Raw genomic sequence first — 23960 nt, forward strand, 5'->3', positions numbered from 1 at the left:
TTGCTCATCAAATCAAATTCTGAATAAAATGTCCATAACTCAATCTGACTTTACCTAAGCTATCCCCAAAATCTGAACCTTGTGCAACTATCATACCTTGTGATAACAGTTGATTTAAAAACATTAATTCTTGAACCGGATTTGTCACCGGTAAATTGGCATATAAATGAAATCCACCTAATGACACTTGATAAGTTATCTCACCATTGAATTTCGAGTTTAACCAATCTATTAATTGCTCTGATCGGCATTTTAATTTATGGCGTAACAATTGTTGATGGGCTAGATAATGGTTTTGCAAATATTGTTCTGCCAATAACTGAGGTAAAATACTTAATCCTGAATCTATATGTTGGCGGATTTTAGCTAGGTTTTCAATAACGGTTCTAGGAGCAATCATCCATCCAATTCGAATATTTCGACCGATATATTTAGATAATGAGCCTAAATAAATGACCTGATCACTATTATCAAATTTTTTAATCGGCGAAATCGCTAAATTATTCTTAAAGGCTAAATTACTATAGGCATCATCTTCGACAATACCAATACATTGTGAACGACAAAAATCAAGTATTCTCTTTTTTCGTTTATCACTCATAACAAATCCCATTGGATTTTGAAATACAGGATTTAAAAACAACCATTTAACTTGATGTTGTTCGACTACTTTTGTTAAACTTTCAAGCACTATGCCTTGATGATCACATTCTATACCATATAATCGTAATCCGGCCGCTTGAAATAATGGTAAAGAATAAAAGTATGAAGGAGATTCTATGCCTATCGCATCTCCTGGTTTCAGTAAACCCTGCGTAATTAAAAATAATGATTGCTGAGTACCTGAAGTAATTAGGATCTCATCACGATTAACTTTCATAGCAAAACAGGTTTTCATGTAGTTTGCAATCTGTTCTTTGAGAGAAGGTAAACCCAACTGCATCAAATCACTCTGTTTTTCGTGCATAATTAATTCTTGCGACGAAATGTTGGGTAAATGTAATTTAGGGATTAAATCTGTGGGTAAATCTCCATTAGCAAGATCATATATTTGATTTTTGCTGTTTCGTATTTTGTCAATTTTTTGCTGATACAGTGTTTGTTTGTTTTGATAAAAATGCCTAGGTAAACGCCAATTAATTGTCGAGTAAACTTGTACCCCCCATTTCTGATTATTTATATAAGTACCGCTACCTCGTTTACGAATTAATACACCGTGTTCAGTTAAAAGGTTCAACGCATGTACAATTGTTGAGCGATTAACCTGCAATTGTTTAGCCAGTTCTCGCTCCGAAAGTAATTTCTCACCAGAAATTAAAATCCCCTGTTCAATATAATATTCAATGAGTTGAATAACTTTTTTGAATAATGGACCTTTAAAAGGTTCAAGTTTTTGTTTATGCCACATATTTTGCTCTTTTTGTATCGTGGTGATAAATTTAATTTTTTGAAACGATTATTAATTGTGTTTTTTCTACTGCCATTATGATTTTTATAAGGTTATTTTTTGACGATGTAAAATGCCTTTTCATATAAAAAAATTTTATTTCGAACAAAGAAACCGATAAGTTGGCTCAAGCGTATAATTCTTTTATTGATGATATAAACTTTGTTGCGATCTGCATTGCAAAACGAAATTATCGTTTTGAGACAAAAGTTATTTAAGTAATGTTTAAAAATGCATTCCAACTGCCTGATTTAAACCGAACACAAAAATAAAATTGGATGGGTTAATTATAGTCCAATTGGCCGTTTATTCCACTCTTATCTTTATGAATAATAAAAACCAACTCACAAACTTTATTATTCAGAACTTTACTAGGAGCAAATATGAATCAAGTGACAGGTACCCAAACGGTTAAACGTGGCATGGCTCGAATGCAAAAAGGAGGGGTAATTATGGATGTTGTTAATGCCGAACAAGCCAAAATTGCCGAGCAAGCAGGGGCTGTTGCTGTAATGGCTTTAGAACGAGTACCATCAGACATACGAGCATCTGGAGGTGTTGCCCGAATGGCGGATCCAACGATAGTAGAGCAGGTAATGAAGGCAGTGACGATTCCTGTCATGGCAAAAGCACGTATTGGGCATATTGTTGAAGCTAGGATGTTAGAATCATTAGGCGTCGATTATATTGATGAAAGTGAAGTATTAACCCCTGCCGATGAACAATATCATTTGCTTAAAAGCCATTTTTCCGTGCCATTTGTTTGTGGTTGTCGTGATTTAGGCGAAGCATTGCGCCGCATTGGTGAAGGAGCATCAATGTTACGAACCAAAGGCGAGCCCGGTACGGGTAATATTGTTGAAGCGGTGCGCCATATGCGTAAAGTTAATGAGCAACTTCGAATAGTTATCAGTAAATCGAACGATGAATTGATGACTTTTGCTAAAGAAATTGGTGCACCCTTTGAGCTTGTCGAACAGATCAAACAACTTGAGAAATTACCAGTTGTCAATTTTGCTGCTGGAGGCATAGCAACTCCTGCCGATGCAGCACTGATGATGCAACTAGGGGCTGATGGCGTATTTGTTGGTTCCGGTATTTTTAAATCACAAAATCCTGAAAAATTTGCTAAAGCAATTGTGCAAGCGACAACCTATTTTGATGATTACCCACGTTTGGTAGAATTATCAAAAGGCTTAGGTGAAGCAATGAAAGGAATAGACATCAGTAAACTTACCGAATCGGAACGTATGCAAGAACGAGGTTGGTAATGACAAAATCGAAAATATCCAATCATTTTAAAAAAATTGGTGTGCTCAATTTACAAGGAGCAGTGAGTGAACACATCACTATGCTAAACAGTTTAGATAACGTGCAAGCGATAGCAGTGAAAAATCCTGAGCAATTAGCTAAACTAAACGGTTTGATTATTCCTGGTGGAGAATCAACTACAATTAGCCGTTTGATAAAACAAAATGGACTGTTTGAGCCCATTAAACAATTTGTTCAACAAGGTAAAGGTATTTTAGGAACATGTGCTGGATTAGTATTATGTGGAAAAACGACCACCCATAATGAAATCGAACAGCTTTCGTTAATCGATATTAATGTTGAACGTAATGGTTTTGGTCGACAAATTAGCAGCTTTGAAACACGGTTAGATGTTAAGTTAATCGGCAAAAAAATTCCAGCAGTTTTTATTCGTGCTCCTTATATTGCCAAAGCAAGTAAACAAGTGGAACAACTTGCTTTTATTGATGGGCGTTGTGTAATGGCTAAGCAAGGTAAAATTTTGGTTTGTGCATTTCATCCTGAATTAACACAAGACAATCGCATTACGCAATATTTTGTAAACAGCTGTTAATAAATCTTAGTAAGATTGAGCATTAATTTAATTCTAACTGAGCATTACCCAGTAAACTAACAGAAAGTTATAATCTGTTAGTTTTGAGTTAAATTTTGTGTCTGTTTAATGTTGGGTAAGGGTATCTGATAATTGAGATTATTTTTAGAAGCAAATTGCTGTTTTACTTGTTGCATGAATACTAAATATCAGAATACTTTCTATCATTCTATTTTTTAAATACAACCCAAATAAGCATGAAAAACTCCTGTAAAACTTGATGAGATAGAAGTTTAACATGTTTAAATTTAAGCCATTGACTTTTTATTACTGAGCTACTATCAACTAGAATTCACTTTCGTTGCCAATGCGTTTTATGGGCAAAACCTAAAAGATTGTTCGTCATTTTTATCTGTTGCAGCTGTAAAGACCAAATTGGTGCCTTCATCATTCTGGCAAAGGGAAATGCACGATAGTATTGTCTATAAGCATCTTTAGCTTGCTCACCTTGTAACTGTTTTGCTTGTGCCAGAAATTGGATCCCTTGAATCTGAGCAATTGTTTTAGGTTCAACTGTAATAGTGCCTGCTACATTCGGGTGCATTAACATCGCCTTAGCATGCTCTGTTTTTAATTCAGTTAAAAAATACAAATTAAACGGCACCTCATCCAATACATAAAACACATTACACGCCCATGGTGAATTATCTGGTGTTATGACACTCAGTGTTAATATATGGTTAATTTTGATAAATTTAAGAATCTTAGGATCGATTAACATACGTTATTCTGGCTTGATATTTAAGTGCATATCTTCACCCCAGCGTGGTAGTGACGGGATATCGATATCAAACAGATCAAGGGCTCGTGCTACACTGTGGGTGATCATATCATCAATACTGTCAATATGTTGATAAAGTGCTGGTACAGGTGGAAAGATCACTCCCCCCATTAGAGTGACCATCTCCATGTTTTTTATATGGCCTAAATGAAGGGGGGATTCCCTTATCATTACTACCAAACGGCGACGTTCTTTTAGTACGACATCTGCCGCACGAGTTAATAAATTATCCGATAAACTCTGGGCTATTGCAGCTAAAGATCGCATTGAGCAAGGTGCAACGAGCATGCCCATAGTCTTGAAGGAACCACTAGCAATAGCTGCACCAACATTATTGACGGAATAAACTTTGTCCGCCAATGATTCAATTTGAGTCAAACTCATAGTAGGTATTTCGTAAGAGCGCGTTAATTGTGCAGCTTTTGAAATTACTAGATGTGTTTCAATATCCAATGGTTTTAAAAGCTCTAAAGCTTTAATGCCATAAGCAAAACCCGTTGCGCCACTGATACCAATTACTAGTCGTTTTACTGTCATATTCATTCCTATTTTATTTAAAATCAAGCCAAACTTTTATATCAACTTATTGAAAACGCACTCATTCCAATTCTGTTTTTCAATAAAGGAGAACGTGCAATCAAAACAACGATAAATACCCTCTAATTTTGTCATAGGGTCAGAGACAATATCAGTTGTCACCAGTCTATAAAAAATTGTGTTAGTTGATTAATCACCTATCGTAAATCATAAAAATTCTCTTGGATTTACCATAATAATATCAATCATTTCAAACACGATAAAATCAGATAACTCTTGATAATTATTCAAGCTGCATTTAACGTTTATAAATTTCAAAAATTGATTTTAAATAATTAAATATAAATAATCATACCGATATAAGAGGTCGCTATCAAGTGAGCATCTACGTAGATAATTGATTTTGAACCTTAATGAGATAATTTATTGTATCGAATCAATGTTATATGCATTTTTTTGTTAAAAAATAGCAAGATTTGCCAATAAATAACGATGCGTTCATGAGCATGAAAATAATCGATTTATGAAGTAATAAACAATTATATTTCAACTAACTTCCCTGTTAGTTGTGTTCCACAAATTTATTCTTTCGCCAGTGGTGTTTCAATCACTTTGGTTTCTTGATTACTTTGTATGGACTTAATTTGTGCTTCATATTGCTCAACAGCTTTTTTACTTGATAATAAACTGTAAACTAAGGTGAATTCGGTACTTTGCCCTGGTTCTAATTGGCGGACACGTTTTTGTTCACGCTCAATCGTAACTGGATAAGCAAAACTGGTTCCAGGTTCTAATCCTGTTACATATCCTTGTTTTAGAGTATCAGTATTTTTCCACAAGGTAAAAACAGGTAATTGATTGGTATTAAACGATATACCAGCGCCTTTATCCCCCCCTTTGTTAGTAATCATTACTTGAGTCTGTCCTTGATCATCGGCATAAGGATAAATATTAAAGACCATTTCATCAAAATTTTTAGTTGGACCTAAATACGTTTGCCATGTTTTTAAGCCTTCTTTGGCGTAATCATTAAAGGGGGAAATTTCTTTTACTGGTGCAACAAATCGAGCGCCCTCTTCAAGAATCGGTGTGCCATAATTGCTGTGATAAATAATTTGATAATCACGAGCATAATCGCCCTTATTGGTAACCACATCATGAACAGTGAAATCTTTATTACCTGGCATGTAACTCAGTGATACCCAAGTTTCTAAATTACTTTTTTTGAAAGTATTTTCTTTAATTAATCCTTTTACTGATATGGTATAGGGTGCTTTGTCTAATACATTAACAATCAATTTTGATACTGGAGTATTTTGTGCTCGTCCATGAAGTGTATACATCATGCCATCGGCTTGCACTGCATGACCAGTCCACTCAAAACCACAACGTACCATCAATTCGTTAAAACCATCTAACCAACCTAATCCACCGCGACTTTCCAAATTTAGGTATTTAGGATTGACAACTTCATCTACGGGTGAATCCCATCCCAGACGGATGCCATCACCAACGACAGATAAAATACCTAATCCACGGCTTGGAATTAATTTGATTGTAAGGTTGTCACTAGCAATGGTTAAAAGTTCAGTACCATCTTGTTTACCACCTTTAAGCACAGTGTTTTTGACAGTAAATTTATGCGCTTTTATACCTAAATCTTGACTCGAAATTGACCAGTTACCTTTAGCAAGACCCTTATCAACATCCGTTAATATGAATTCTTTAGCATCGGCACTGTAACTAGCTAAACTAAGTATCGCAGCTAATGAAACTAATTGAACTCTCATGATAATTCCTCTTATGATTAAGAAAACAACACTGAATCGTTTCAGTCAATATGACATAAATCATCAGAAATCGACAAAGAAAAATCATTAAAATGAGAGGTCATTCACACTTTTACAAAATCAAATAATAAAAACAGCAAATTGATTAGTTTGATTGAATAAGTGTGAAATATTGTGAAAATTATTGTTTAGGTCTAATCTGTCCAGCTTTCCAATGTTTGCGACAAACTGAATGAAACTCACTGTCCCCTAAATGAATTGAATTACCAAACTTAACAATTTGCCCATCTTTTCCTTCAAGCAAATTCATGGTTGCTTTTTTTCCACACCAGCAAACTGTTTTTAGTTCTCTAAAATTGTCGGCAATTTCTAATAATGTTTTTGAACCTTCAAATAAATGTCCCATATAATCCGTTTTTAAACCAAAAAACATCATCGGTATACCGTATTCATCACACACATCAGATAGTTTCCAGATAGTGCTTTGAGATAAAAATTGGCTTTCATCAATGAGTATGCAAGCGTAATTATTTTTCTTTATTAATTCAATGATTTCATCAACACTATTGTCATCAAGTTGTAATGCTTTTTTACGCAAACCTAAACGTGAAACAATTTCAACTGCCGAATCACGAGTATCGACCGAAGATTTAAGCAATAAAGTCTGCATATTATTACTTAAGTAATTATGGTCAATTTGTAATAATTCAGTAGATTTACCTGCATTCATTACGGCATAAATATAGTATATTTTCGACAAAATAAGACTCTCAAGGATAAAATTAATGGATAACAGAGATAGTTTTGATTGAAAAAAGGTAAGTTGCATAACTTACCTTTTTAATGGTTAAAGCTTAATTATTTCGCTTTACCTTGGTTAGCAACAGCTGCTTGTTTTGCTGCGATTTCATCAGCATTACCTAAGTAATAATGTTTGATAACTTTCATGTTGTCATCAAATTCATACACTAATGGTACACCAGTTGGGATATTTAATTCAATAATATCATCGTCACTGATATTGTCTAAATGTTTAACTAAAGCACGAAGAGAGTTACCATGAGCAGCGATGATTACCCGTTCACCTTTAGCAACGCGCGGTGCAATTGTTGATTCCCAATAAGGAAGTACACGTTTGATTGTTAACGCTAGACTCTCAGTCAATGGTAATTCTGATTCAGGTAATTGGCTATAACGTGAATCATGTCCAGGAAAGCGCTCATCCGATTTTTCAAGTGCAGGAGGCGTAATTGCAAAACCACGGCGCCATAATTTTACTTGCTCATCACCATATTTAGCCGCAGTTTCAGCTTTATTTAGACCTTGTAGTGCACCATAATGACGTTCATTTAATTTCCAACATTTTTCAACAGGTAACCAAGCTTGATCAACTTCATCTAACACATGCCATAAAGTGTGAATTGCACGTTTTAAAACAGAAGTATAAGCATAATCAAATTGGAAACCTTCTTGTTTCAATAATTTACCTGCTTCAGCTGCTTCTTTATTACCTTTATCAGATAAATCAACATCAGTCCAACCACAAAAACGGTTTTCTTGATTCCAAACACTTTCTCCATGTCGAATAAGAACTAATTTTTTTACTGCCATGAGTCTAACTCCTTTGTTACGTAGAATAAAACTGTTTAACTTAAATAATCTTTATAATACTTGTAAATTCGATATATTAACTGTTTTACAGTTAATAATGATTAATTTTTTGATAGATATTTTAAAGGATCAACGGATTTTGCTTTATAACGAATTTCAAAATGCAATCTCACTGACGAAGTTCCCGTGGCGCCCATTGTCGCAATCTGCTCTCCAGCTCTAACCGCTTGTTGCTCTTTCACCAAAATCGACTGGTTGTGTGCATATGCCGTTAAGTAATCATCATTATGTTTTATAATAATTAAATTACCATAACCTGGTAAAGCATTACCTGAATAAACCACGCGACCATCTGCGGCAGCCATTACTTTATTCCCTAATCCGCCAGCAATATCTATCCCTTTGCTAGAATTAGAAAATTTTTCAATAATTTTGCCTTTTGCCGGCCATTGCCATGAAATATTTGCAACTTTAGAAACAGACTTTCCAGTATCTGACGAATTGGTTGTTATGTTATTTGTACTACTATTAACTGGTTCAGTAACAGTTTCAACGGTCTGAACAACATTAGGCGTTGTTTGATTTTTACCCGATGTGGTAGTGGTAGTGGTAGTGGTAGTAGTTAAGATAGGTGTAGTTTTAATTACTGTTGATGTAGACTGAGGATTGGCAGCTACCACTTGTTGAGTCGTTTGATTGCTGGTTACTTTTTGTGTGACAACAGTTGTTCCCCCACTTACATCCAATACCTGTCCAACTACAACGGAATAAGGTTTCTTAATATTATTTTTAGCCGCTAAAGAACGATAATCATTCCCCGTTACCCATGCAATATAATATAATGTGTCACCTCGACTTACAGTATAAGTATCACCTTGATAACCACCTTTAGGAATTTCATCATAATTACGGTTATATGAAACACGTTCGTTAGTTACAACAACACCATTATTACTGTTTGTATTATTAACATGATTATTCGCATCATTACTATTGGAGCTTGACGTCATTACTGAGTCAGGTGCCGGTTTTGAATGAGCATTTGATGATACTGAAGGTGCAGAAATCCCGCTTCCAGTAGAAATATTAACAGGAGGTTTAGAATAACCTGTTTCTGATGAATTACTAGGAAAATCCGAAATATCTTCAATTTGAGCAGGATTGGATTGTGTACAGGCAGTAATGACCAAGCTTAAACAAGTTAGCGTAAGAATCTTTTTCAAAGCAGTACCTTTCATTCGTTAATATTGTTTTAAGAGCATAATCTATCATTTTTAATATATAAAGCTATTATATCGGGTCCTTGTTATGCTAGCTATAATAAAATAGTTAAAGATACAATTTAAATCAACTACGATCCATCGAATTTCTACTAAATTCGCACAAATATACCCTCTGTTCTCGATTATCAATGGGTTGTTCGACAAATAGTCAACATTTAATCAGCAACATCTTTATTTATTATCACTATTATAACAAATAGCAGAAAATAGAATTTATTTTTGAAAGTGGTGAGTATATACAATAAAATACTTGTTCGTACAGTAGATTTATTCTATTTTCTATGAAATTTTAATGTGACTCAAATTAATGACTTTATATATTGTTGCTACACCCATTGGAAATTTAGATGATATTACCCTTAGAGCAATTGATACACTGAAAGGTGTTGATCTGATCGCTGCTGAAGATACCCGCCATAGCGGTTTATTATTACAACATTTAGGTATTAAGGCGAAACTTTTCTCCCTGCATGATCATAATGAACAAGAAAAAGTACATATTCTGATTGAAAAACTTCAATCAGGTCTTTCAATTGCATTGATTTCAGATGCTGGAACGCCATTAATCAATGATCCTGGCTATCATTTAGTGAAAACTTGCCGTGAAAATGATATAAAAGTAGTTCCGATTCCTGGAGCTTGTGCTGCGATTGCAGCACTGTCGGTAGCTGGATTACCGTCCGATAAGTTTATTTATGAAGGATTCTTACCTGCTAAAAGTAAAGCACGACAAGATAGCTTAGCTTCATTAATTACTGAACCTCGCACTCTGATTTTTTATGAATCGACCCACCGCTTATTAGACACACTGAAAGATATGCAAACTATTTTTGGTGCCGATAAGCAAATTGTTTTAGCTAAGGAACTTACCAAAACATGGGAAACCATTGTTAGCTTTCCTGTCAATGAACTCATTAACTGGTTAAATCAAGATCCTTCTCGTCAAAAAGGTGAATTTGTCTTAATTGTCGCTGGCTATACAGAAGTTAATAATGATATTGATCCGAAAGCCATCAATACCCTCAAATTATTACAAAAAGAGCTACCATTAAAAAAAGCAGCGGCTATTACTGCTGAAATTTATGGTCTAAAAAAGAATCAACTCTATCAAATTGGTTTGAATTTTGAAGATTAATTTAACAAGTTAAATAATGCTCTTCAGGTATAACAAATTTAAGCAGAGTAACGAGTTAAAAAATACATCACTATCTAATGCATATCTATAACCAATATGTCAATAAGAACATTGGCATAAATAGCATGATTTAGTATATAATTACCCCTTATATTCAAGACATTTTTAATTAAAGGTAACAACTAGTATGGGATTTAAATGTGGTATCGTCGGACTACCAAATGTCGGCAAGTCAACTCTTTTTAACGCACTAACCAAAGCAGGCATTGAAGCAGCTAACTTTCCATTTTGTACTATCGAACCCAATACGGGTGTAGTACCAATGCCCGATCCACGTTTAGATGAGCTGGCTAAAATTGTTAAACCTCAACGCACCTTACCGACAACTATGGAATTTGTTGATATTGCAGGATTAGTAAAGGGAGCTTCAAAAGGCGAAGGTTTAGGTAATCAATTTTTAGCTAATATTCGTGAAACTGAAGCCATTGGTCATGTTGTTCGTTGTTTTGAAAATGAAAATATTATTCATGTTGCGGGTAAAATTGATCCGGCTGAAGATATTGAAATCATAAATACAGAACTTGCATTAGCCGATTTAGAAGCCTGCGAACGAGCAATGACACGTTTACAAAAACGTGCTAAAGGTGGAGATAAAGATGCTAAGTTTGAACTCGAAATTCTTGAAAAATGCTTACCCCATTTAGAGCATGGAAAAAAACTGTTGCTTTTGGATTTGAGTAAAGAAGAGCTTGATGCAGTTAAATACTTGAGCTTTTTAACTTTAAAACCGACCATGTACATTGCTAATGTTAATGAAGATGGATTTGAAAATAATCCTTATTTAGAGAAAGTAAAAGCAATAGCAGCTCAAGAAAAGTCTGTTGTTGTTCCTGTATGTGCAGCAATTGAAGCGGAACTTGCCGAGCTTGATGATGCTGATCGTGATGAATTCATGAATGATTTGGGTTTAACTGAACCTGGCTTAAATCGCGTTATCCGAGCTGGTTATAGCTTACTGAATTTGCAGACTTATTTTACCGCGGGTGTGAAAGAAGTTCGTGCATGGACAATCTCCGTAGGTGATACAGCCCCACAAGCAGCGGGTAAAATTCATACCGACTTTGAAAAAGGCTTTATTCGGGCACAAACCATTGCTTTTGATGATTTTATCAAATATGGTGGTGAACAAGGTGCTAAAGAAGCAGGAAAAATGCGTTCTGAAGGTAAAGACTATATCGTACAAGATGGCGATATTATGAACTTTTTATTTAATGTATAGTCATCTATCTTACGTCGCCTTTTGGCGACGTTGTGACATTGAGTTATCATTAAGATTGAATATAATAAAGTTTTTTACTTAAACGTATACCTAACCTGAAACTTCTTGTCAAAATAACGGATTATTTACATAAGGAAAGCACACATCAATGTTACTCAACTACAAACAAGCTAAACTAAATATGTTACAAACCGCTACTGAAGCGCAACCACTGACTTTTCAGAATGTTTCCTTGTTTGACGCTTTAGACAGAATAACAGCCACACCCATAATTTCGCCAATTAATGTACCAGAATTTGATAATTCAGCAATGGATGGGTACGCAGTCAGACTATCGGATCTACAGCAATCAAAAATTTTACCAGTAGCTAGTGCTATTTTTGCGGGTGATGATATTGGTCATTTACAATGGCCCGAAGGTACTTGTTTACGTATCATGACTGGTGCCCCTGTACCTATTGAAGCGGATGCAGTTGTAATGCAAGAACATACAAAACAATCTGATTTAGGAATCTGTTTTTTAAAAGAAATCAAATCTGGTGACAATATTCGTCGATGTGGTGAAGATGTAAAAAAAGATTCAATAACGGTTACTCAAGGTACCAAATTAACACTACCTACACTTTCAACACTGGCAACGCTGGGTATTAGCGAAGTGACCATTTTTAACAAATTGAAAGTGGCTATCTTTTCTACAGGTAATGAACTCACGCCAATTGGCATGCCTCTATCAGGCAAAGGTAAAATTTATGATAGCAATCGTTTCACATTAAAATTATTATTAACAAAACTTAACTGTGAGATTATTGATCTTGGTATTATTCCTGATGATCCGATCCGAATTAAACAAGCTTTAGTGACGGCATCAAATCAAGCAAATCTTGTAATAACTAGTGGTGGCGTTTCGGTAGGCGATGCTGATTTTACCAAAACAGCATTAGAAGATTTAGGGCATATCAATTTTTGGAAGATTGCTATGAAACCAGGTAAACCTTTTGCTTTTGGACAAATTGGCAATGCGTTGTTTTGTGGTTTACCTGGCAATCCAGTATCAACCTTGGTGACTTTTTATCAACTCGTTCAACCGTTAATTTTAGCGCTTTCTGGGCTTACAACATCTAATACTGATTTTAGCTTCAAAGTAAAAGCCGCAAACAATCTTAAAAAAAGTATTGGTCGGTTAGATTTTCAACGTGGTAAATTACAAATTGATGATCAAGGAGAATTAGAAGTTATTAGTACTGGTCAACAAGGATCACATATTACAAAGTCGTTCAATCAGGCTAACTGTTTTATTATTCTTGAACAAGAACGCGGTGATGTAAATAAAGGTGAGTTGGTGACGATTGAACTATTTAATACATTGCTTAAGTAATTTCGTAAATTTAATATAGAAGTTTAATTTGTAACACATAAATCACACACTATTTCAATAGGGTGTGATTTATGTTAAAAAGTAATCAGAAAAGAGCAACTAAAATAGCACCAACTGCAATCATTACTACCCCCACGCCAGATAAGAAACTGATCTTTTCACCAAATAAAATTGCAGCAAAAACTACTGCAAAAACCACACTTAATTTATCGATTGGTGCAACTTGCGATACTTTACCTTCTTTAATTGCCATAAAATAAAATAACCAAGATAACGCACCAGCAATACCACTAAGTGCAATAATGAATAATGCTTTTTTATCATTGAAAAAGGTATTAATTAGATTGAGTTTTCCTTGTACCACAACCACACCAACCAAAAAAATCGCCATAACAACAGCGCGAATTGCTGTGGCTGTATTGGCATCGAGTTGCTGTAAACCAATTTTACCTAAGATCGCCACACCAGCTGCGGTAATGGCTGAAAGTAAAGCATAAATAAGCCATGCACTCATATTAATACTTATCGACTTGGAAAAGGAACTGCTGATTATTTGAATTATTTTCACATTGTTGTGATTTACGCATCATACCTTGGCAATCTTCTAAAACGCCATGTGCCTTTGACCAATGATACTTTCTCCCTTGATCATTCTTACCTCCACATCCTACTAAAATTAAACTTAAGATGATACAAGTCAATCCAAACGTTGCTAATTTCATACCTCCTCCCTATTTTCTTGCAAAGAATAACAAACTAAATATGGTTTAAAATCCAAACCTTTTTAAGTTATTTTAATCCAGAATCATAATGATTAATAGCTAAACTGCCACCTATTTTTAAAAGATGAAAGTATCGATCAGCCCGATGTTCATACAATTGTTGCGCAGGCTCATCTAATGATTCATCAGATAATTCAAATGTTCCCCAGTGAATGGCAACCGCTTCATGACAATTGAGTTCATCATACAACTGCACAGCTTGTATAGGATCGATATGTTGTGATTGCAACAATCTACGCGGCGAATAAGCACCAATTGGAATTAAGGCCAGATCAATACAAGTAAAACGTTGACCTATCTCTTTTAAACTTGGTGAATAGCCAGTATCTCCCATAAAATAAACCGTTTTAGTTTTATTAACAATATTGACATTTGACTGCATTACCCAACCACACCATAATGATGTGTTAATATCAAAAAGACCTCGGTTACTCCAATGTCTAGCGGGAGTTGCAGTAAATGTGAGATTATCAAATGTCATTGATTCATACCAATTAAGTTCAATAACCTGCTTAGCACCCCATTTATTAAGTTTTTCTTTCAATCCCAAAGGAATAACCAAGATGAGATTAGGAAATCGCTTAACCAATTGATGAATACTATAATTATCCAAATGGTCATAGTGATTATGCGATATCAAAACAAAATCAATATTAGGTAGTTGATCAATCGTGAGGGCTGGAGGAGTATGTCTTTTGGGTCCTGAAATTCGTAATGGTGAGGCTCTCTTAGAAAAAATAGGATCGGTTAAAATCATCTTATTATTCAAACGAATTAAATTCGTTGAATGACCTATCCACCATACCCTATCATTGGGTAGAGTAAGATCAATAGCCTCACACCAAGTCTGACTGAAAGCTTGATACCCTCCTTTTGGCTCTGGCACTTTTCGTCTATGATACCACAACCATGTTTTAATAAAATTGATGTTAAATGGTTCAATATTATCAAATTTTTTAATTAAACGGTGTGCTTTATTATTATCAGCACCTTGCTTGTTTACCATTTATTAAAACCTCGATTAACTAGCGGATCGTTCAATTACTACCGCAACATTGCACGCATTAGCAATCGCATTAGGTTTTGAAACTTTCACTTTTAACCATTGTACAGCAAACTTTTGTATAACTAATTCTGCTGTACGTTCTGCAACGCATTCTATAAGCTCAAATTGAGTCGATTGAATAAAACTGGTTATCGCTTGACTTACCAAAAAATAATCCAAACACAGTGAAACATCATCACTTTCACCCGCAGGTTTATTGTCCCATGACATTTCAATATCAAGTATTAACTTTTGTTTTATGGTCTTTTCCCATTCATAAACACCAATGGTTGTCAGGACGGTAAGACCTTCAACGATTACTTTGTCTTTGCTATTAATTTTCATAGTTAATTCCAATTGCTGATCTGCATTAAATAGAGATTACCGAATCTTGATAAATTACGCTATAATTTATTGCAACATATAAGAAGAAATTAGTAATTATGACTCGAATATTTCAACCTTTTCACATAAATCAAAACAGCCTTATTACTTTAAATGATGATGCGTTTAATCATCTTATACGGGTACTAAGAATGAAAATAGGTGAAGAAATCATCTTATTTGATGGTTCGAATCACATCACCCCTGCTATTATTCATGAAATAAATAAAAAATCAGTTACAGTAAAAACGACAAAAACAGTTTTAGATAATCGTGAATCTCTTTTGAACATTCATTTAGGACAAGTGATTTCGCGTGGCGAAAAAATGGAATTTACCATTCAAAAATCCGTGGAATTAGGCGTTAACACTATTACTCCCCTATTATCTGAACGTTGTGGTGTTAAGTTAGACGAAGAAAGAATGAATAAAAAAGTCCAACAATGGCAAAAAATCGTGATTTCAGCCTGTGAGCAATGTGGTCGTAATGTGATACCCGTCATCAACCCTGTAATGAAACTCGAAAATTGGTGCGCAAGTTTAACAAGTCCGTTAAGGTTAAATTTACACCCAAAAGCGCAATATGGTGTTAAGCAATTACCTTATGATCAACATAATATTAGTTTATTAATTGGTCCTGAGGGTGGTTTGACTGATGCTGAAATCAATATGACACATCGATTTGATTTTACTGATATACTACTTGGTCCACGTATATTACGCACGGAAACTGCAGCTCTTACAGCAATTACAGCCTTACAAGTGTATTTAGGTGATTTAGGTTAATGAATTAATAATAAGATAATAAATGTGTATTTGCATCTAGACCAGTTACGAGTATGATAGTTAGCAATGTTCTCATAATAGTGGGTAACACTATATCATAATATGTTTCAAATATACTTTTAAACTTGTATAACTTAAATATATGTTATCATCATAAATGTCGATAAAACTAATAAAGTCAGTAAGGAGTTACCATGATTAAGCTTGGTATAGTAATGGATCCCATTAGTCATATTAAAATTAAAAAAGACACAAGTTTTGCTATGCTACATGAAGCACAAAAACGCGGATACCAACTTTTTTATATGGAAATGAATGATCTTTTTTTACGTAATGGCGAAGCTTACGCAACGACAAAGACATTAAAGGTTTATAACGACCATTCCCATTGGTTTGATTTTACCGAAGAGCAAACAATACCATTGAGTGATCTTGATGTTATTTTGATGCGTAAAGATCCACCCTTTGATACCGAATTTATATATGCAACGTATATTCTTGAACGAGCTGAAGCAAAAGGTGTATTAGTGGTTAATAAACCACAAAGTTTACGAGATTGTAATGAAAAACTCTTTACGGCTTGGTTTGCGCAATTTACGCCTGAAACATTGGTCACTCGGCAAACTCAACATATCAAAGCGTTTCATCAACAATATTCTGATATTATTTTAAAACCACTGGACGGTATGGGAGGATCTTCAATTTTTAGAATCAAGCAAGGCGATCCAAACGTATCTGTTATTATTGAAACATTAACTGAACACAATACACGTTATTGTATGGCGCAAACTTATATACCAGCTATAACAAATGGGGATAAACGGGTTTTAATTGTTGATGGTGAACCTGTACCTTTTTGTCTAGCAAGAATACCACAAAAAGGTGAAACACGAGGTAACCTAGCGGCAGGTGGTCATGGTGAAGTGAGAGCATTAAACGAAAGTGATTGGCATATTGCTAAAAGTGTTGCTCCTACTCTAAAAGAAAAAGGATTATTATTTGTAGGTTTGGACATTATCGGTGATAAACTCACTGAAATTAATGTTACTAGCCCAACCTGTGTTCGTGAAATTGAAGCAGAAAATCCAAATCTTTCAATTACTGGCATGCTTATGGATGCCATTGAACGTCGATTAAATAAGTTGAGTTAAAAATGATAAGAGAATTTAAAAGTACTGATTTAGATAAAGTCATGGCAATATGGTTACAAGGTAATGAACAAGCACATAACTTTATTGATAGTAATTTTTTCAAACAAAATTTTGATATTGTAAAAATGTTGATCCCAATGTCAACCGTGTATGTTCAAGATCTTGATGGAGTTAAAGGCTTTATTGGTATAACTGAAAATTATATTTCAGGGTTATTTGTTGAACAAAATTATCGTCAACAAGGTACAGGTAAAGCTTTGGTTAATAAAGCTAAACAACGCTATAATCAACTTTTTGTTCACGTCTATAAAAAAAATACTGATGCAATTAACTTTTTTCTTTCACAAAACTTTGAAATCATATCAGAATCAATCAATGAAGAAAGCAATGAATCAGAATTATTATTACGTTGCGATATTGAGCATAATGTTAAAATCGGTAAATGTGCTTTATAAACAATTGAAGATGTGAGCATATGAATTTAAAAAATCATTTTATTATCGCTATGCCGAACATGAACGATGTATTATTTAGTCGTTCTGTTGTATATATTTGTGAGCATAACCGTGATGGTGCCATGGGCATTATTATCAATAAACCCATTATTGAACTGAATATTTCAACGATACTAACCCGTCTTGAAATTACTGCATCAAGAAATTGTGCCGAACTTGAATATCCTGTATTTGCAGGGGGGCCGATTGCAGAAGAACAAGGCTTTATATTACACACACCACAAACGGGTTTTTCATCGAGTATTCAAATTTCTGATGATGTCATGATAACCACATCTCTGGATTTGTTAAAATCCATTGGTACCAGTCAACAACCTAAAGATCTTTTATTGGCATTGGGTTATTCCAGTTGGCAACCGTTGCAACTTGAAGATGAAGTTGCTAGAAATGATTGGTTGGTTGCTGATGCTGACGCTAAAATTATTTTTGAAATTCCTTTTGAAAATCGCTGGGAAAAAGCAGCCGAATCATTGGGCGTCAATATGAACACTATTTCACACCAAATGGGTAATGCATAACCGATGGCAACAGTAATTGCATTTGATTTTGGCACCTTTAGTATTGGTGCCGCCATTGGTCAGGATGTGACTAGAACAGCTAATCCTCTTTGTTCATTTAAAGCTCGTGACGGCATACCTAATTGGCAACATATTGAAAAAATTCTAAATGAGTGGCAACCTGATTTATTAGTCGTAGGTCTACCGTTAAACATGGATGGAACAGAACAGCCATTAACGGCAAGAGCCCGTAAGTTTGCTAATCGATTACATGGACGCTTTGGTTATCAAGTTCATCTGCAAGATGAACGGTTATCAACAGTTGAAGCGAAATCACGTATTTTTGCTTCTCGTGGTTATCGTGCTCTTGAAAAAGGTCATGTTGATGCTACCTCTGCTGTTATTATTTTAGAAAGTTGGTTTGATAACAATTAGCAAACTGAATTAATTTTTTATTTATTAAATAATTCATCGCCAACAAATTTCAACCTTGCTAAAATAACTAGCAATTTTTCTACTGTAAGGATTGCTCGCTGTGTCAAACAATAAATCTCTCAGTTATAAAGATGCTGGTGTCGATATCGATGCTGGCAATGAACTGGTCAATCGCATTAAATCGGTTGTAAAAGAAACTAAACGCCCAGAAGTATTGGGTGGACTAGGTGGTTTTGGTGCACTGTGTGCTATTCCACAAAAATACAAAGAACCCATTTTAGTATCTGGTACAGATGGTGTTGGTACTAAATTACGTCTTGCAATGGATTTGAACCGCCATGAATCAATTGGTATTGATTTGGTAGCAATGTGTGTTAATGACCTTATTGTTCAAGGGGCTGAACCTTTATTTTTCCTTGACTATTATGCAACGGGAAAACTTAATGTTGATGTTGCTACAACAGTTGTTACAGGCATTGCAGAGGGTTGTAAACAATCGGGGTGTGCATTAGTCGGTGGAGAAACAGCGGAAATGCCAGGCATGTATCATGGCAATGACTATGATTTAGCAGGATTTTGTGTCGGTGTCGTTGAAAAATTGCAAATGATTGATGGTACTAAAGTTCAAGACGGTGATGCATTAATTGCATTAGCATCAAGTGGCATACACTCCAATGGCTATTCACTAGTACGAAAAATTATTGAAGTGAGTGGTGTTAACCCAGTCATTGAACAACTTGAGGGAAAACCACTTGCTGATCATCTGCTTGCACCAACTAAAATTTACGTCAAATCTGTTCTTGATTTAATTGCTCAGATTGAAGATGTTCATGCAATTGTTCATATTACTGGTGGTGGTTTTTGGGAAAACATTCCGCGCGTACTACCCGATGGCACTCAAGCAATAATAAACGAAGCGAGTTGGCAATGGCCACCAATATTTGATTGGTTACAAAAAACCGGTAATATCAGTCGTCATGAAATGTACCGCACTTTTAACTGTGGCGTAGGTTTAATTATTGCTTTGCCAAATTCACTAGTAGAGAAAGCAATCTCTATACTTAAGCAGCATGGTGAAAAAGCATGGTTATTAGGTGAAATTAAATACTCAACATCAACTGACCGCGTTGTGATCAAGTAAGATAACTTTATGATATTATTCTAAAAGTTAACCTCTAGGGTAATATCATTTTTAACAAATTTAATGGGATAAATATTAAAGATTATTGACTTATTATCAATCATTAAATCACTGGATATCTTTATCATACTATGCATTCACCATAACTATTTGTCTATCTGAAAATCTGTTTTTTTGTGTATCCTATTAATATCTCAACAAAAAACTGGACCAATCAGTAATTCAAAAACTTCAACTCAAAATTTAATATAAAAATAACTAAAAGCTATCTTACTTTCTGATACAATAGTTGAAATTTATAATAATTAAGTAATGTCGTAACACTATAAATTACAAGGTTTTTTAATGATCATATCAGATGCTAATAGCGCGGTATCCTCCGTCGCTTATCGTGCAAACGAAGTCATTGCCATTTATCCAATTACTCCTAGTTCTTCAATGGCCGAGCAAGCCAGCACATGGGCAGAATTTGATAAGCCCAATGTATTTGGTGATATTCCAAGAGTCGTTGAAATGCAATCCGAAGCAGGTGCAATTGCAACTGTACATGGTGCATTAATGACTGGTGCATTAGCAACATCGTTTACATCATCACAAGGATTATTGTTGATGATTCCTTCTCTGTATAAAATAGCAGGTGAACTTACACCATTTGTCTTACATGTTGCTGCACGTACAGTTGCGACGCATGCTTTGTCAATTTTTGGTGATCATTCTGATGTTATGTCCATTCGACAAACTGGTTTTGCTATGCTTTGTTCTAGCTCCGTCCAAGAAGCACAAGATTTAGCATTAATCTCACAAATTGCCAGTTTTAATAGCCGAATTCCATTTGTCCATTTTTTTGACGGTTTCCGAACATCACATGAAGTTAATAAGATTTATCCTCTTTCAGATGAAGACATTCATAATCTTTTGCCGCATGAAGCAATTAAAGCCTATCGTTCACAAGCACTGACACCTGATAAACCGGTGATCCGAGGTACGTCTGCTAATCCTGATACTTATTTTCAATGTCGAGAAGCAATTAACAGTTATTATGATAATGCCTATCAGCACGTTGTTGATGCTATGACGACTTTTGAAAAACAAACAGGTCGAAAATATCAACCTTTTGAGTATTATGGTGCCAGTGATGCTGAGCGAATCATTATAATTATGGGCTCAGGCGCGAGTACCAGTAAAGAAGTTGTTGATCATCTTCTTAAAGAAAATCAAAAAGTCGGCATAGTGATTGTTCGATTGTTTCGTCCATTTTCAGCTCAACATTTACTTGCTGTCATTCCCAATAGTGTTAAAAAAATTGCGGTATTGGATAGAACTAAAGAACCAGGTGCTCAAGCAGAACCTTTATACTTAGATGTTATGACAGCTTTTGCTGAGAGCTTATCTCGTGGAGAACGTAACCTAATGCCAAAGATTGTAGGAGGACGTTACGGATTATCCTCTAAAGAGTTTGATCCCCGCTGTGTACTTGGCATTTTTAACGAGCTTGATTTAGATAAACCAAGACCTCGATTTACCGTGGGCATATATGATGATATTACAGGCCTATCATTACCACTACCAGATAAGTCTATTCCACAAAAATCTGCTCTAGAAGCACTGTTTTACGGTCTCGGTAGCGATGGAACGGTTTCTGCAACCAAAAATAATATTAAAATAATTGGGGATAGTTCACCTTTTTATGTACAAGGTTTTTTTGTTTATGATTCCAAAAAAGCAGGTGGATTAACAACATCTCACTTACGAGTAAGCTTAGATCCAATTGATTCACCTTATTTGATTACCAGCGCACATTTTATTGGTTGTCATCAAGACCAATTTATAGATAAATATCAGATTGTCGATAAACTCAAAGATGATGGTATTTTCTTACTTAATACCCCTTATAATAAAGACGAAATTTGGCATCGTTTACCTAAAGAAGTTCAGGTGCAATTAATTAAGAAAAGAGCCCATTTTTATATAATTAATGCCGCTAAAATTGCGCGTGAATGTAACTTAGGAGCAAGAATTAATACTGTCATGCAGGCGGCTTTTTTTCATCTATCTGATATATTTAAAAATGATTTTAGCATCGCACAATTAAAAGAAGTCATTGCCAAAAGTTACAGTAGTAAAGGTCAAGAATTAGTTGAAAATAACTGGAAAGCATTAGATTTGGCCATCACTTCGCTTGAACAAATCCCATTAAGTTGTGTGGATCAAAGTAGTCCATCAATGCCACCAATTGTACCAAACAATGCGCCAGACTTTGTAAAAACCGTTACCGCAACTATGTTAGCAGGTTTAGGTGATAATTTACCTGTTTCGGCATTTCCACCTGATGGCATTTGGCCAACTGGCACCACAAAATGGGAAAAACGCAATATTGCTGAGGAAATTCCAATTTGGAAATCAGAGTTGTGTACTCAATGCAATCATTGTGTAGTTGCCTGTCCACATGCCGCCATTCGAGCCAAAGTGGTCGAGCCTGATGCAATACTTAATGCCCCTGATACATTAGACTCGCTGGAAGTTAAAGCTCGTGATATGAAAGGTCAACGTTATGTATTGCAAGTAGCTCCGGAAGATTGTACTGGCTGTAACTTATGTGTTGAGGTGTGTCCATCTCGTGATCGTAGTAACTTTGATATAAAAGCAATTAATATGCAATCTCGGATTGATAACCTTGAAACACAGCGAGTTAATTATGAGTTCTTTTCTCAATTACCGGATCGTGACATCAAATCACTCGAACGTATAGATATACGAACATCTCAATTAATTACACCATTATTTGAATATTCGGGAGCTTGCGCTGGTTGTGGTGAAACACCTTATATAAAATTATTAACACAACTTTATGGCGATCATCTAGCTATTGCCAATGCAACGGGCTGCTCCTCTATCTATGGTGGTAATTTACCGTCAACGCCTTATACTACCGATCGTTCTGGTCGCGGACCTGCATGGGCTAATTCATTATTTGAAGACAATGCTGAATTTGCTTTAGGTTACCGCATTACTTATAACCAACATAGAAAACGTGCTTTACGTCTACTTGATCATCTAGCTGGTGAGATTTCTCCAGAAATTGCAATCACCTTGCAATCTTCAGATGCAACCATCGCTGAAAAAAGAATGCAGGTTGACTTATTACGAGAGCAATTAAAACATATTGATTCCGTCGAAGCCAAAGAGTTATTAGACGATGCCAATTATCTGATTGATAAATCTGTGTGGGCAATTGGTGGAGATGGTTGGGCTTATGACATCGGTTTTGGTGGACTTGACCATGTGATGAGTTTAACCGATAACATCAATATTTTAGTACTAGATACTCAGTGTTACTCTAATACTGGTGGCCAACAGTCCAAAGCAACACCTATGGGCGCTGTATCTAAATTTGCTGATTTGGGTAAACATAAAGCACGGAAAGATTTAGGTGTCAGTGTTATGATGTATGGGCATGTCTATGTAGCTCAAGTCGCTTTAGGATCTCAGCTTAACCAAACATTAAAGGCCTTACAAGAAGCCGAAGCTTATGATGGTCCATCACTTGTCATTGCTTATAGTCCTTGTGAAGAACATGGTTATGATCTAGCAAAATCCCACGAACAGATGAAAGATCTAGTGAAATCAGGGTTCTGGCCTCTGTATCGCTACGATCCTCGCCGCGCTGCTGAAGGAAAACCGGGATTAATTTTAGATTCAAAATCACCAAATAGTGAAGCGCTATCGAGCATTTTACTTAAAGAACAAAGATTCCGACGTTTAGAAACCTTAGAACCTCAGGTCGCTAATATGCTACACACACGCTCGACAAAAATGGTTGAATCAAAATATAGGTTTTTACAAATGCTAGCAAGTTATTCGGATATTGAAACTCCACCTGATAGTTAATTAAGTATTAATGGTGCCTTTTTATAAACTAATGAATAAACCAGTTATTACCTAAAAAATGATAACTGGTTTTTCTATGCACTTTTTGTGCAATAAAGCATCATAGTTGTGCATTTTTTAACAAACATCGATTGCGAATTTTCTTCTTTTATCATTTCATACCCATAAATCAATGAAACTAATCTATTTTTTTAAT

23 protein-coding genes are annotated in these 23960 nt (G+C 35.1%); 12 read left to right on the top strand and 11 right to left on the bottom strand.

Features of this window, described 5'->3' with window-relative positions:
- Window positions 1-7 precede the first annotated feature (7 nt).
- Window positions 8-1408 (bottom strand): aminotransferase-like domain-containing protein, encoded by a 1401-nt coding sequence (locus tag J4T76_RS00695; protein WP_267356103.1) that lies wholly within the window; start codon window positions 1406-1408, stop codon window positions 8-10.
- A 422-nt stretch (window positions 1409-1830) separates the two neighbouring features.
- On the opposite strand from J4T76_RS00695, the gene pdxS reads away from it, so the two are divergent.
- On the top strand, window positions 1831-2718 hold the full coding sequence (gene pdxS, locus J4T76_RS00700; protein WP_267341463.1) for a pyridoxal 5'-phosphate synthase lyase subunit PdxS: 888 nt from the start codon (window positions 1831-1833) through the stop codon (window positions 2716-2718).
- Complete coding sequence (pdxT, locus tag J4T76_RS00705) at window positions 2718-3311, top strand: pyridoxal 5'-phosphate synthase glutaminase subunit PdxT (protein ID WP_267346060.1); 594 nt, start codon at window positions 2718-2720, stop codon at window positions 3309-3311. The genes pdxS and pdxT overlap by 1 nt, the downstream gene beginning before the upstream one ends.
- 331 nt (window positions 3312-3642) lie before the next feature.
- On the opposite strand, the gene J4T76_RS00710 is transcribed toward pdxT, so the two are convergent.
- From J4T76_RS00710 to nlpD, 6 genes are all read right to left on the bottom strand, one after another.
- Window positions 3643-4071: a pyridoxamine 5'-phosphate oxidase family protein gene (locus J4T76_RS00710; RefSeq protein WP_267341467.1), complete on the bottom strand. Its 429-nt coding sequence runs from the start codon at window positions 4069-4071 to the stop codon at window positions 3643-3645.
- A 3-nt stretch (window positions 4072-4074) separates the two neighbouring features.
- Window positions 4075-4668 carry a UbiX family flavin prenyltransferase gene (locus J4T76_RS00715; RefSeq protein WP_267346058.1) on the bottom strand — a complete coding sequence of 198 codons (594 nt, stop codon included), beginning with the start codon at window positions 4666-4668 and terminating at the stop codon, window positions 4075-4077.
- A 581-nt stretch (window positions 4669-5249) separates the two neighbouring features.
- Window positions 5250-6458: an aldose 1-epimerase family protein gene (locus J4T76_RS00720; RefSeq protein WP_267356102.1), complete on the bottom strand. Its 1209-nt coding sequence runs from the start codon at window positions 6456-6458 to the stop codon at window positions 5250-5252.
- 181 nt (window positions 6459-6639) lie between these two features.
- Window positions 6640-7218: a thymidine kinase gene (locus tag J4T76_RS00725; protein WP_267341473.1), complete on the bottom strand. Its 579-nt coding sequence runs from the start codon at window positions 7216-7218 to the stop codon at window positions 6640-6642.
- 98 nt (window positions 7219-7316) lie between these two features.
- Entirely contained in the window at window positions 7317-8069 is a 753-nt protein-coding gene (gpmA, locus tag J4T76_RS00730; RefSeq protein WP_267341475.1) for a 2,3-diphosphoglycerate-dependent phosphoglycerate mutase, read from the bottom strand.
- Window positions 8070-8170: 101 nt separating this feature from the next.
- Window positions 8171-9307 (bottom strand): murein hydrolase activator NlpD, encoded by a 1137-nt coding sequence (gene nlpD / locus J4T76_RS00735; RefSeq protein WP_443135229.1) that lies wholly within the window; start codon window positions 9305-9307, stop codon window positions 8171-8173.
- Between the two features lie 352 nt (window positions 9308-9659).
- Here nlpD and rsmI point away from each other — a divergent pair, with 352 nt between their 5' ends.
- The 3 genes from rsmI to moeA all read left to right on the top strand — a co-directional run bounded on the left by rsmI (window position 9660) and on the right by moeA (window position 13141).
- Complete coding sequence (gene rsmI, locus J4T76_RS00740) at window positions 9660-10487, top strand: 16S rRNA (cytidine(1402)-2'-O)-methyltransferase (protein WP_267341478.1); 828 nt, start codon at window positions 9660-9662, stop codon at window positions 10485-10487.
- 187 nt (window positions 10488-10674) lie between these two features.
- Window positions 10675-11766: a redox-regulated ATPase YchF gene (gene ychF / locus J4T76_RS00745; RefSeq protein WP_267341480.1), complete on the top strand. Its 1092-nt coding sequence runs from the start codon at window positions 10675-10677 to the stop codon at window positions 11764-11766.
- Window positions 11767-11914: 148 nt separating this feature from the next.
- Window positions 11915-13141, top strand: coding sequence for a molybdopterin molybdotransferase MoeA (gene moeA, locus J4T76_RS00750; protein WP_267346053.1), 1227 nt, complete (start codon window positions 11915-11917; stop codon window positions 13139-13141).
- 85 nt (window positions 13142-13226) lie between these two features.
- On the opposite strand, the gene J4T76_RS00755 is transcribed toward moeA, so the two are convergent.
- From J4T76_RS00755 to folB, 4 genes are all read right to left on the bottom strand, one after another.
- The gene (locus tag J4T76_RS00755) at window positions 13227-13655 is read right to left on the bottom strand and encodes an EamA family transporter (protein ID WP_267341483.1); all 429 of its coding nucleotides are present in this window, start codon (window positions 13653-13655) and stop codon (window positions 13227-13229) included.
- A gap of 1 nt (window position 13656) precedes the next feature.
- Complete coding sequence (locus J4T76_RS00760; protein WP_267341485.1) at window positions 13657-13863, bottom strand: hypothetical protein; 207 nt, start codon at window positions 13861-13863, stop codon at window positions 13657-13659.
- 67 nt (window positions 13864-13930) lie between these two features.
- Window positions 13931-14929: an MBL fold metallo-hydrolase gene (locus J4T76_RS00765; RefSeq protein WP_267341487.1), complete on the bottom strand. Its 999-nt coding sequence runs from the start codon at window positions 14927-14929 to the stop codon at window positions 13931-13933.
- Window positions 14930-14944: 15 nt separating this feature from the next.
- Window positions 14945-15313, bottom strand: coding sequence for a dihydroneopterin aldolase (gene folB / locus J4T76_RS00770; RefSeq protein ID WP_267341488.1), 369 nt, complete (start codon window positions 15311-15313; stop codon window positions 14945-14947).
- 98 nt (window positions 15314-15411) lie between these two features.
- Between folB and rsmE the strand changes: the two genes are divergently transcribed.
- From rsmE to nifJ, 7 genes are all read left to right on the top strand, one after another.
- Entirely contained in the window at window positions 15412-16137 is a 726-nt protein-coding gene (gene rsmE / locus J4T76_RS00775) for a 16S rRNA (uracil(1498)-N(3))-methyltransferase (RefSeq protein WP_267356101.1), read from the top strand.
- Between the two features lie 194 nt (window positions 16138-16331).
- The gene (gshB, locus tag J4T76_RS00780; protein WP_267341490.1) at window positions 16332-17288 is read left to right on the top strand and encodes a glutathione synthase; all 957 of its coding nucleotides are present in this window, start codon (window positions 16332-16334) and stop codon (window positions 17286-17288) included.
- A 2-nt stretch (window positions 17289-17290) separates the two neighbouring features.
- Window positions 17291-17743 carry a GNAT family N-acetyltransferase gene (locus J4T76_RS00785; protein ID WP_267346049.1) on the top strand — a complete coding sequence of 151 codons (453 nt, stop codon included), beginning with the start codon at window positions 17291-17293 and terminating at the stop codon, window positions 17741-17743.
- A 20-nt stretch (window positions 17744-17763) separates the two neighbouring features.
- Complete coding sequence (locus J4T76_RS00790) at window positions 17764-18321, top strand: YqgE/AlgH family protein (protein ID WP_267341492.1); 558 nt, start codon at window positions 17764-17766, stop codon at window positions 18319-18321.
- A gap of 3 nt (window positions 18322-18324) precedes the next feature.
- Window positions 18325-18735, top strand: a complete 411-nt coding sequence (ruvX, locus tag J4T76_RS00795) for a Holliday junction resolvase RuvX (protein ID WP_267341493.1) — start codon at window positions 18325-18327, stop codon at window positions 18733-18735.
- A gap of 100 nt (window positions 18736-18835) precedes the next feature.
- Window positions 18836-19876 carry a phosphoribosylformylglycinamidine cyclo-ligase gene (purM, locus tag J4T76_RS00800; RefSeq protein ID WP_267341494.1) on the top strand — a complete coding sequence of 347 codons (1041 nt, stop codon included), beginning with the start codon at window positions 18836-18838 and terminating at the stop codon, window positions 19874-19876.
- Window positions 19877-20221: 345 nt separating this feature from the next.
- Window positions 20222-23764, top strand: a complete 3543-nt coding sequence (gene nifJ / locus J4T76_RS00805) for a pyruvate:ferredoxin (flavodoxin) oxidoreductase (protein ID WP_267346046.1) — start codon at window positions 20222-20224, stop codon at window positions 23762-23764.
- Window positions 23765-23960 lie beyond the last annotated feature (196 nt).

Source organism: Gilliamella sp. B3022 (genome assembly GCF_028751545.1).
Taxonomy (GTDB): Bacteria; Pseudomonadota; Gammaproteobacteria; order Enterobacterales; family Orbaceae; genus Gilliamella.